Annotated in this window: 4 protein-coding genes; all 4 read right to left on the bottom strand. The window is 43.4% G+C overall.

Going from position 1 to position 2,815, the window contains the following annotated elements:
* The coding region (locus tag AC1DVJ_RS30495) for a hypothetical protein (RefSeq protein WP_477596601.1) at positions 1-1,050 on the bottom strand (1,050 nt) is incomplete at its 3' end.
* Positions 1,043-1,612: a sigma-70 family RNA polymerase sigma factor gene (locus AC1DVJ_RS30500; protein WP_477596603.1), complete on the bottom strand. Its 570-nt coding sequence runs from the start codon at positions 1,610-1,612 to the stop codon at positions 1,043-1,045. The genes AC1DVJ_RS30500 and AC1DVJ_RS30495, both read right to left, overlap by 8 nt.
* Before the next feature lie 201 nt (positions 1,613-1,813).
* The gene (locus tag AC1DVJ_RS30505; protein WP_477596605.1) at positions 1,814-2,470 is read right to left on the bottom strand and encodes a hypothetical protein; all 657 of its coding nucleotides are present in this window, start codon (positions 2,468-2,470) and stop codon (positions 1,814-1,816) included.
* Between the two features lie 44 nt (positions 2,471-2,514).
* A partial coding sequence (locus tag AC1DVJ_RS30510) for an N-acetyltransferase (protein ID WP_477596607.1) occupies positions 2,515-2,815 on the bottom strand: 301 nt, incomplete at its 5' end.

The following is a 2,815-nucleotide window of genomic DNA, read 5'->3' on the forward strand; positions in this document are numbered from 1 at the left end:
TTGTTTGGGTATTGGAACAGTAAACGATTCTTGCTTTGCTGCTTTCTTGACTGCTGAAATGGCAGGTATGATGAGTTTATAGCTTGTTGATGCCTCAGCACTACGTTCAAAGCTGAATTCATTCGGATTAGGGAAATCCGGATCCCGCTGAAGCGCAATGAGTTCTCCCTTATTGTTCGTTAATTCTGGTTTACCCACGTAGTCATATTGCGTAAAACCGTAAGCATCAATCCTCATTCCTATAGGGACTTGTGGGAGTAACGTGACCTTCGTCTTCTTGTTATCGTCTGAGCTAGATAAAGCGGTAAGGCTAACGCCATGATGGGTATCTGTGGTCCCAAAGTCATTGATCTGTTCAGCCTGCTGCACCCTCGTTAGATGAAGCGGAATACTAGAGGATTGATTTTCAAGGGATATACTCATCTTATCCGTGACTTCGATTGGCCCTTCATAATAATAGGTACCACTCCATTCCGTCCCTGCACTTGAAATACTGCCATATTTAATAAGATAGGACTTTCCTTCACCATTGTTCAGAACGAACGAACGAATGGTGGAAGTACCCGAGCTGACTAAGGTTATGAATGATCGTTCATCACCAATGGATAACCCGCGTATTTGAATGTAACCTGCACTTGTTGGTACCTCTACCGGATTCGGAAGCACATATTGAACAAGTTCTTTCTCCGTATCCTGAACAGTCGCAAAGCCAGGCAAGTACTGAAAGGCTTTGTGAATCTGGGCTCTAACCTCTGGTGAGCTTATAGCAAAATAAGCGACAAATACGATGGAAGCTATACCGATAACGAAGTTTCGTTTCCTTTTTCCCCTGCTATATGATCGTGGTTTAGGGTTCAGTTTCAATGCTGTAATTCCAATTGTTGGAGAAAGTCCAAGCTTGGTAAACGTATCTGCTTTGATCCGGGCTAGCGTTTCTGCAGCAATGGGCTCTTCATCGGTTATCTCTATTTGACTCATGAGAAGATTAGCTTGGTCCTCATCTAATTGATCCAGTTTGAGATATAACTCGCGATCACTCTTCTTATTCATGAGACATTTCCTCCTTCCATTCGGGAATCAATTGCTGCTTCAATGCGTTTCGAGTGCGTCTTAAGCGGTTTTCAACCGCTTTTCGTGTTAATCCCAAGCCTGAAGCAATCAGATCCAAGGATTCATACAAGAAATATTTTTTATAAAAAATCGTACGATCTAAGAGGCCATAGGAATCCACAATGCGTAAAATTTCTTCGGTTTCAGCCCTTTGTAAGACAGAACTTTCCGTATTATCGTTATTCTTCAAATCCACATCGAACAATTCAAGCTGAGGTCGCTCTAATAATTTCCTTCTACAATCTAGCGCTCGATACTTGGTAATCATATAAATCCATGTTTGTAGAGAGCCTCGTAACGGATCGTGATCATCAATTTTATTCCAAACCGTGATGAATACGTCACTTACACACTCCTCAATGTCCTCTCTACTACCCGTATTATCAAGAATCCTACGTGCAAAATGATACACATGTGATCCGTACCTATCCATCAGAATTTCTAATGCCACAGGATCCTTAGCTTTCAATCGTGAAGTTAAATCCTCTTCGGATATGTCCAATTTACCACCTCATTCATCAATCCAATCTTCCTGCGCTCTATGTCTAAATAGTACTACGTAAGTTCAGAGAAAAAACCCTCAATAATCTTCAATAAAAATGTCCATCAAAAAAACCATTGGAACTCCAATGGTTTTTTTGATACGTAACCGCATTTGCCGCTACGRGTAACTTAACCTGTGACAGTCTTCATAAAAGGGGTCCTACATATCACCAATATAATACGCAAACACTTGCTCAATCGGTTTAAAATACAAATGCCCATCCTCTTCCCACGGCGGAAAATGCAGATCCATCCGTGAATCGTTCCAATTCTCGGGTGTTCCCTTCGTGCTCAGACGCCCCATCACAACGGGCTCCTCAATAACCTTCGGAAATTCCTGATAACCGAATAAAAGGTTCTCATGCATCGCAATAATTTCATACTTGTCCCCATGGAAAGCTCGCTCTTCCTGCAGTTGATAATGATAATAGATATAACTGCTCATCATTTCAGGCTTCAAATGCGCGACCCTGCCTACCCGGGACAACACCGGTTGCTTTCTCAGCCAGTGTTCATAGCTTGCGGGCTCGTTAAAGTGGAAAACATCGATCATTAAGATCCACTTTCGAGGCTGCTCCTGTCCAGGCCATTCTTTTAAAAAAGGGACCGCGGCACCTGCGACTTCATCGGGGGACACTACTCGGTTGATGCACTCATAATAGAGGAATAGATTGTTTCGCCAAACGAAGACCGCAGCTGTCATCAGCGCCCCCTGCTCCACCAGCTTACGTGCTTGTTGGTTTAGCTCTAACGCCTTCAAGCCCTCGGCCTCTTGTCCTGACTGCCATTCGGCCCGATAAATCAATCTTTTAATCATTTATGACTCACCCTCAGTATTTGGAATTGGCAACATTCCTTTTTTCAACCTTTAACGCGATAGGCATTCTCATGATACTTGGTAATATATTCGAATAGTCGTTTCCCGTCTTGCTGTTCGAAAGCACCGAAACTCAAGTACATAGCCCGATAAGTTTCGGGGACCCAAATGTAGGTATGCACGTAATCGGTCAAGAGAAATCCTGCTTTTTCCCAGAATCGAATTCGCTCMGCATTATCCGCGGTTGGTTCAGCCTCTACCTCAATGACGATGCCTTGGCATCCTACTTCGTTTTCTGCCCAAGTTCGAATGTCACGCATACATGCCAAACCCACACCATGGCCA

It is taken from the genome of Paenibacillus sp. P4_A9, assembly GCF_056402415.1.

What these genes read in the sequence shown, in the direction of transcription:
- AC1DVJ_RS30505 (WP_477596605.1), bottom strand. Translation starts at nt 2,470, where the DNA reads ATGATTAAAAGATTGATTTATCGGGCCGAATGGCAGTCAGGACAAGAG.